Source organism: Candidatus Electrothrix sp. (assembly GCF_052785085.1).
Genome location: NZ_JALAAI010000158.1, coordinates 1 through 7,768, shown reverse-complemented (window position 1 = coordinate 7,768; position 7,768 = coordinate 1). Strand labels below are relative to the sequence as shown.

The 7,768-nt window shown below is 46.1% G+C and carries 11 protein-coding genes; 4 read left to right on the top strand and 7 right to left on the bottom strand.

Going from position 1 to position 7,768, the window contains the following annotated elements:
• The coding region (locus L2082_RS17430; RefSeq protein WP_446012039.1) for a hypothetical protein at positions 1-827 on the top strand (827 nt) is incomplete at its 5' end.
• A gap of 244 nt (positions 828-1,071) precedes the next feature.
• Here the strand turns inward: L2082_RS17430 and L2082_RS17425 are convergent.
• From L2082_RS17425 to L2082_RS17400, 6 genes are all read right to left on the bottom strand, one after another.
• Positions 1,072-1,269, bottom strand: a complete 198-nt coding sequence (locus L2082_RS17425) for a hypothetical protein (protein ID WP_446011209.1) — start codon at positions 1,267-1,269, stop codon at positions 1,072-1,074.
• Positions 1,270-1,605: an element excision factor XisI family protein gene (locus tag L2082_RS17420; RefSeq protein ID WP_446011208.1), complete on the bottom strand. Its 336-nt coding sequence runs from the start codon at positions 1,603-1,605 to the stop codon at positions 1,270-1,272.
• Positions 1,593-2,009, bottom strand: coding sequence for a XisH family protein (locus L2082_RS17415; RefSeq protein ID WP_446011207.1), 417 nt, complete (start codon positions 2,007-2,009; stop codon positions 1,593-1,595). Before L2082_RS17415 ends, L2082_RS17420 begins: the two co-directional genes overlap by 13 nt.
• Before the next feature lie 2 nt (positions 2,010-2,011).
• Positions 2,012-2,395, bottom strand: coding sequence for a hypothetical protein (locus tag L2082_RS17410; protein WP_446011206.1), 384 nt, complete (start codon positions 2,393-2,395; stop codon positions 2,012-2,014).
• Between the two features lie 90 nt (positions 2,396-2,485).
• The gene (locus L2082_RS17405) at positions 2,486-2,947 is read right to left on the bottom strand and encodes a hypothetical protein (RefSeq protein WP_446011205.1); all 462 of its coding nucleotides are present in this window, start codon (positions 2,945-2,947) and stop codon (positions 2,486-2,488) included.
• A 179-nt stretch (positions 2,948-3,126) separates the two neighbouring features.
• Entirely contained in the window at positions 3,127-4,185 is a 1,059-nt protein-coding gene (locus L2082_RS17400) for a lactate/malate family dehydrogenase (protein ID WP_446012038.1), read from the bottom strand.
• 335 nt (positions 4,186-4,520) lie between these two features.
• On the opposite strand from L2082_RS17400, the gene L2082_RS17395 reads away from it, so the two are divergent.
• The 3 genes from L2082_RS17395 to L2082_RS17385 are packed head-to-tail and all read left to right on the top strand — an operon-like array spanning position 4,521 to position 6,894.
• Positions 4,521-5,054 (top strand): NifB/NifX family molybdenum-iron cluster-binding protein, encoded by a 534-nt coding sequence (locus L2082_RS17395; protein WP_446010881.1) that lies wholly within the window; start codon positions 4,521-4,523, stop codon positions 5,052-5,054.
• Complete coding sequence (locus tag L2082_RS17390) at positions 5,051-6,016, top strand: nucleotide-binding protein (protein WP_446010882.1); 966 nt, start codon at positions 5,051-5,053, stop codon at positions 6,014-6,016. Before L2082_RS17395 ends, L2082_RS17390 begins: the two co-directional genes overlap by 4 nt.
• Positions 6,013-6,894: an ATP-binding protein gene (locus tag L2082_RS17385; RefSeq protein ID WP_446010883.1), complete on the top strand. Its 882-nt coding sequence runs from the start codon at positions 6,013-6,015 to the stop codon at positions 6,892-6,894. Before L2082_RS17390 ends, L2082_RS17385 begins: the two co-directional genes overlap by 4 nt.
• A gap of 98 nt (positions 6,895-6,992) precedes the next feature.
• On the opposite strand, the gene plsY is transcribed toward L2082_RS17385, so the two are convergent.
• Positions 6,993-7,598: a glycerol-3-phosphate 1-O-acyltransferase PlsY gene (gene plsY / locus L2082_RS17380; protein WP_446010884.1), complete on the bottom strand. Its 606-nt coding sequence runs from the start codon at positions 7,596-7,598 to the stop codon at positions 6,993-6,995.
• Positions 7,599-7,768 lie beyond the last annotated feature (170 nt).

Sequence of the window (7,768 nt, the reverse complement as noted above, 5' to 3'; positions counted from 1 at the left end):
AAGCTTTTTCTAAACTGAGACAATTTGCTGGCAGGCATGATATTGAAATATGGTGGAACGATGATGAAATAAAAAAGAAATGGCGTTCATTCAATTTGAGCAAGCAAAATCGGGCTGAATATCTTTTTGGTTTTAACGAGTTGTTTCTTCCGGCTTTAACAATATTCAGAGAAAAAGTTGAATCTCTTGAATGTTCAAAGAAACTGATGAAAAATGCTTGGGCACTTCTTGATCTGTTAAGTCTTTTGGAAGAACAGACTATTGAAAAGCTTGAAGGAAAAGTCCATATACAAAATCGAATTGTCTCTCTGCACGAGTTGGATGCCCGCCCGATTAAAAAAGGAAAATCTCATCCGAAGTGTGAGTTCGGAACAACGCTTCAGATGGCTTTCAACCGAGAGGGATTCCTCATCACGACTGAAAATTTTATTGGAAAACCGAATGATAAGAAACTTTTCCCCAAGACTCTTGAGCTTTTTATAAAACGTATGAGAGAGACCCCTACCACGGTTGTCGGAGATTTAGGTTTTCGGAGCCGGGCGAATTTTAAAGTCGCTGAAAAAATCGACAACGTTTTTCTTGGACGCTCTGATGATGTTCATGAAAGTAAAAGAGAATTCAGCAAGAAAGCTCGTTCGGCGACTGAAGGGTTTATCGCTGTTGCCAAGAATCTCCGGGGATTTGGATGCAGTCTCTATCGTGGATTGGAGGGAGACCGAATCTGGTCTTTACTGTGTCAGACTTCTTATAATCTTAAGAAGTTTTTACTGCTTTGGCGTGAGGAAAAAATCCCGGAAAAAAGTCTGATCAATTTAGGGTTAGCATAACCATCTTTGGCAGGAGATCATCTTTTACCCGAAGTCGGGTAGGGGAAAAGTGCGTCCAATTTCCGTCTGAAAAATCGAATTATTGACGGAAACCTAAAAAAAGCAGCTGAAGCACCTTAGATTGAACGTTTTGAAATAACGTGTCAGGGTATTGACTACTATGAATTCTTCCGGCTGTCGAGAAATTCAGCAGATACTATTTAATAACAAAAGAGATATTATTGATATAATAGCCATTTTTGAATTAACCATTAAGCACTCCCGTGACTTCAATAAACAATAGAAATTTGACCCGTCCTGAATATAGTTGACACATTAATGACCATTCAGGATGGGGGCATCCACCCACCATCTCATACTCATTACTATCCCTGCCATATTTTACTTTCACCCCGGAAAGCATCAGCGAGGACAGATCAAGAAGCTCCTTGGATTGCAACATTTAATTCGTCCCATACCCCGTAAACCGCCTTCTCTCAGGCGCATGGAACGCCAGAACAATATCTTCATTAGGCACACCCAACTCGTTCAGCTCCTCAGCAATCCTTCTCTCCGTTCCATTATGCTGTATCCAAACCTTATTGTTTTTGATGTCAATATGCAGAGAACAGCCATAAATCCTCCTGTCATTCTGCCATCCCACATTGATGATCTGATAATGATCGTTTTCTCTGTCGAAAATCGTCTGCACTTCAATATCTCCGCAGGCCGGAACAGCATTTGTATATTTTTGCATAATCTCAACAATGCTGTTCCTGTACTTCTCTAATTTCTCCATTCCTCTATCTCCTCTTTCCCGATATTGCAGACAATCAGCCTGAGCCGGTTCTTGCTTATCGCCAGCCGCCCGAAACGGCTTTCAAAGAATGATCTGTAGACCTCCCCAGGCACACAGAGATAAAGAGTGCGGTCAGGTTCGGTCTCCTCAAGCACATCACGATAATTGATGAACTGACCCAGCGCAGTATGAAATTCATAGGTCACCGAGTCAGCAAGAAACGTTTTTACCTCAACAGCTATCTTTCTTCCATCTTTTTCCGCAGCAAGAATCTTTTCCGCCCCCAGATCAATATAGAAATCTGTGTCGCCATATCGCATGAAATAAGGATCATGGGTGATTTGCCACCCCTCTCTGATCAACGCTTTTCTGACTATATCGTGAAAATTGTCTTTTGCAGGCATGGTTACGGAGTACCTCCCTCACCTCCACCTCCCGACTCCTCACCATCCTTTTTTTTAGGCTTTTTGCGCTCACTCAATCGGGTTCCCCCAGCCATCTCATACTCATTGCTGTCCCTCCCGTACTTCACTTTCACCCCGGAAAGCATCTGCGAAGACATATCACGAAGATCCTTTTCATCCGCCCTGAAATTATTGCCTCCCGCATCAGCCTGGGCAAGCTGCCCGTTATAGGTATCCTCGGATGCCTGTGTTTTGTTTATCAGGGCTTCAAAAGCAGCAACAGTGAGGCCGTTGCCCAGATCAAGATCAGGATCGATTGCCTTGAGATTGGCGAGACGTTCAAGGGCTTCGGCGATAACGCAGGATGATTTACGTTGATAGGCCATAAGATTTCCTCCTTTGTAAAGAATTTTATCTTGAAGAAAAGAAGAGTTATAAAAGGCAATAAATCTGCTTAACGCCTTTTTCACTGCCTGTCAAGGAATATAAAAAAATTTATGGAGAGGAACAGGAGGAATACAGAGATTTTTTCTTCCGGGACAAGGAAATTTTACGATCAAGCACAGGTACGAAAAAAAACACATCACCCTTGTTGTTCCAGCAGGCTTCCTGTTGGTCGCTGACAACCTTCCTGCAAGAGCAAATAACCTTTTGTTGGTAGCCGCAAACCTTTTGTTAAGAGCAAACAACCTTCTGTTTGTTACCGCAAACCTTTTGTCAGGAACAAACAACCTTCTGTTTGTTACAAACAACTCCTTATTTGTTACCGCGAACCTTCTGTTTGCTACCAACAACCTTCTATTGGTAGCTGCAAGCCTTTTGTTTTCTACCAACAACCTTCTGTTGATAGCCGCAAACCTTTTGTCAGGAGCAAATAACCTTTTGTTTGTTACAAGCAACTCCTTGTCAGTTGCTGCAAACCTTCTATTTTCTTTCAACAAGTACTTGTTAATAAACAAAATTCCCTACTCAGCAAACTACTCTCGCAGTATCTCGCATCGCTCATTAAACAGGTCGCTGGAACGCTTGAGGAACAGCATACCGATTTTTTTTGTAGCAGAGAGATGGTGAGCAGGCCGGGAAAGGATACTTGATACGATTCTGCCGTGGCCGAGACTCACAAAAACGGTTGCAACTTCTGATTGACATGTTGGGCACATTGTTGCAACATTTCTTCTTCCTCTTCCACTATTGGTAATTCAACAATATTTTCAACTCCTTTATTGCCGATAATAAAAGGAAGACCAATCGTGCTGTCAATACCGTAAAAAGCGCCTTCCGTCCTGACTTGACCAGCGATTAAGGTGTCATGTCCCATAGTAATGGCCTGGAGCAGCTTTAAAGTTGCTTTTGCCGTACCAACCGCTGTTTTTGCGCCAGAGAAATGGGTAATAAATGGTTTTATAATTGCTCGGATGTCTGGCGGATATTGAGAAACCATCTCGTAGCATTCACTAATTTTTCCTGCCGATATCAGGCCGGTAGCCTTCTCTCTGACCCGGGCAACTTCTGAAAAAAGCTGATCCAGTGGGCATTGCTGACGAATTTTCAAAAAGACCTCGCTCAATTGCTCTTCAGTAAAACCATAAATATGAACTCCGCTCCAAAGAGGCACCATATTTAATCCATGTTCACCAAGCATGAACGCATGAATACGTTGCCGTGAGATACCGAGACTAATTGCAATTTCTTTTTTAAACCGCTGTGAATCCAGAAAGGCCCCCATGCCGATGACCCTTTTGGGGCCTAAATGTTTGGCAAAAATTGCTACAGCAAGTTCATTAGGGTTTGAAACACAAATGACTATTTCGTGACCATGCCCATATCGCGCTAACTGAGATGCATAATGCTCGAATACAGGCGCATTTTCTTGTGCAAGCATGTCTCTGTTACTGCTCGCATGACTAATATCAGCGGGAAAGGTTTTCCCCGCTGCCATAACAATTAAATCCCCTCGTATTGCCGTAGAATCAAACTCCACATGAATATGAGGACACAGCCCTGCATAGGCATCCAACAAATCCACTGAAAAACCTGGCAAATGCCTTCTGCTTAATCCTGTAGGATTACCTAACAAGAGTAAGTGCTGTTCTCTATCAAGCAGTTGCTCTGAAATGATTAACTGCGTGAGAACACGTCCGACAGCTCCTCCAGCTCCAATCACAGTAATATCCATAAATCCCCCCTCCAACTTCTTATGACAAGATCAAAAAACACTTACTAACAAATAATCAATACCACCTTTTGCCGTAAAAAGAAAGCCGAACGATTTTTTCAAATTATCCGCAGCCAGCTCAATCATTGTTACAGGAGAGCACCTTTCTGCCATATCTCTTTTTGGAGTACATAAAAAAACATCTTTTCCTTAATCAACTGTTGACAAAAGGTTTCTCTCTCTATATTTTGTGCATATGCACAATAAAAGGCATCGGCAAGCCAAATACTTAAAAAAATAATCAGACGTAATTTTAAAGAGTAACAGGCATATCTCACAAAAATTGGAGGCAAAAAATGAAACTTTGTATTACCGCAACAGGAAACGATCTGAACGCAGCAACTGATGCTGCCTTTGGCAGGGCACCCTGGTTTGTTCTGATTGACACTGAATCAGGTGCAACCCAAGGCATTGAAAACACCAATTCTCAGGCTGCGCAGGGAGCAGGAATCGCTGCGGCCCAGACCATGACCGAGCACGGAGTTGATGCTGTGCTTACCGGCCGATTAGGCCCAAAGGCAAGAACCGCCCTTGAGTCCTCTGGCATTGGGATGCACGAGGGTCTTGGACGATCCACAGTTGCTGAGGCCCTGGAACAATTCCAGGCTGGTCATTATGGGCAAGATGCTACGTCAGGGCAGACAGCAAGCACAGGAACATCCTCCCGGCAAGCACCCACAGGGCCTGGGGCTGTTCGTATGCAGGGGAATGGTTCCGGCATGGGCCAGGGACGAGGTAAAGGCAAAGGAGGCTGTCGCTGTGGCAGTGGTTCTGGCAGTGGAGCAGGCAGAGGTGGTGGTCAGGGCCAGGGACGCAGGAGGGGACAGTGAGCAAAGAACTGCACCCGGAAATCATCAAACATTTCCATAACACAAACTTTACAACCCCGATTATTGGCATCACTGGTGGTAAAGGGGGCGTAGGTAAATCAACCATAGCAGCGAATCTGGCAGCGGCCTTTGTTGCCCAGGGCAAGAAGGTCGCCTTGATTGATGCTGATGTCGATGCACCCAACGATAGCCTGCTCCTTGGTATTCCCCTGGAAAACCCTGAGCCAGTAACCATTATGCAGCCTATTTTTGACTCGGCAAAATGCACAGATTGCCAGCTATGCGTTAAAACCTGTCGGATGAACAGCCTGTTCCGGCCAAAGGTAAAAACCATTACCCTTATGGGTGAATGCAATGGCTGCGAGGCCTGTTATATGGTCTGTCCGGCAGATGCCATTACCCGTGGCAGTCATTCTGTCGGCACTCTGTACACAACCAGGCGCGGCAAGCTCTCCCTGTACACCGGGGCATTGCAACCAGGGCTGGCAGAAAGTGCCCTGGTGGTCAATGCGGTAAAAAAAGCCGCCTTTGTGGATGCGGAACTCTTTGATGTCATCCTGGTGGATACTGCTCCTGGCACCCATTGTAATGTGATTGGGGCCTTAAAAGGGGCTGATCATGTGCTGGCAGTTACCGAACCCACGCCATTGGGTTCTCATGATCTTGAGTTGATACTCTTGTTACTGGATATGTTTGATGTCCAGCGAAGCGTTGTGATAAACAGGTCAAATCTACCCGGCCAAAGAGAAAAGGTGGAACTGGCGGCTGAACTCGGGGCTGCTCCCATTGCTGCGGAAATCAAGCTGGATAAAGAACTGCTGACCGGTTATCTTCAGGGAATGCCAGTGGTTGATCTTCTGCCCAACTCAGCAGCAGCAGAGATCTTTCTGGATATGGCTGACCGTCTCACCAATGCCTATCTTGTCCAAGATAATCAGGCACAACAGGAGCAGCAATCATGAAAGAAATCGTTATATTGAGTGGTAAAGGAGGCGTGGGCAAGTCTTCACTGACTGCTGCTCTGGCCCATCTGTTGACAGAGCAAGGCACACGCTTAACCCTGGCTGACACAGATGTTGATGCCCCTAATCTCCATATTGTGCTGGGAGCTGAGTTTGACCGCAGTACACCGGTCACAGCCTCGGACAAGGCAATTATTGACTATGATAAATGCAGCCGTTGTATGCGCTGCGTAGATGCCTGCGCCTTTGACTCCATTATCGGCGACACAGAACCGATCATTATCAACTACTCCTGTGAGGGCTGTGGCGTGTGCTCCCTGGTTTGTCCGGATGAGGCTGTTTCAGTCACGCCGGTGGAAAATGGCCAGATTAACTTTGTTACCTCGGGAGCAGTCCGGGTGGTGGCTGGAGCCCTGGGTATTGGTGAATCCAGCTCAGGACGGTTAGTGGATATTGTCAAGCGGGAGGCCCGACAGGAGGCATCGTTGAGTGGCAGCGATTTGCTCCTCACAGACGGACCTCCAGGAATCGGCTGTCCGGTGATTGCGGCCTTAAAAGGTGCGGATTACGCTCTGTTGGTCAGTGAACCGACCCCATCCGCCCTGAGTGATCTGCAACGTATTGCCGAAGTCGTGCGAGGGTTCAATATTCCTGCCGGAGCAGTGCTCAATCGAAGCGACATGGATACGAAATCTGCCAACACCACAAGGAATTGGCTGGAGCAAAACGATCTGCCCATGTTAGGGGAGATCCCCTATGACCCCTATCTGGCCCAGGCCCTGGCTCGGGGTGATCTGGCTGTGAAGATGTATCCTGATGCGCCATCATCTCTGGCAATCAAAGAGCTGCATAAGGTGGTGGAAGGGTTGCTTGACTGATCCCTATACAATTTATGATGTATACCATGCACCACTTTTGATGCATGGGCCATACCCTGCGTGAATTCTGCACCCATGCCCCGCGATACATCACGGGGCTAACTTCTTTTTTTAAAACTCTTCTCAGTTCCCTGAAGCAACCGCCCAATATTCTCATGATGCTTCATCCAGATCATGATCACGATAAAACCGGCTAAAATAAGCTTCCAGGTCGGTTCATCAAGAAAGTACACACAAGGCAAAACCACAGCTGATCCAAGCAGGGAACCCAGCGAAACAAAGCCAGTCGCTGCAACAATGGCTATAAAAACAATTATACTCAGCAAAACTGCCTGGGGAGCCAGGTACAAAAAAACACCCAACCCAGTAGCCACCCCCTTCCCTCCTTTAAAACCAAGATAGACTGGAAACATATGCCCAATCACCGCAGCAGCACCGCAGAGAGCAATCAGCAGCTGATGATTTGGGCTATCAGCAAAAATGAGCCCGGCAAGCAACATAGGAACATAGCCTTTTGCACAATCAAGGAGAAAGGTTACAACACCAAGTTTTTTGCCCAATAAACGAGAGACATTGGTCGCACCAATATTCTTACTGCCCTGCTCACGGATATTTATCCCCTGGCTACGGGAAAGCAGGAGGCCAAAGGGAATAGCGCCAAGGAAATAGGAGAGTAGAATATAAAAAAGATGAGAGAACTGCATTATCGTCTGTTCAGGTTGCATTCAGAGGTTTGCCCAAGGGCGGATATCAGGTTTCTAAAAAAGAGAGCTGTCGCTAATGGCACGACCTTAAGTGGTTGACCACAGGATTACGCCGTTTGTCTTCTTGGTACTGTCAAACGAGGGTAGGCCTTTGGACGACGCTTCACAGC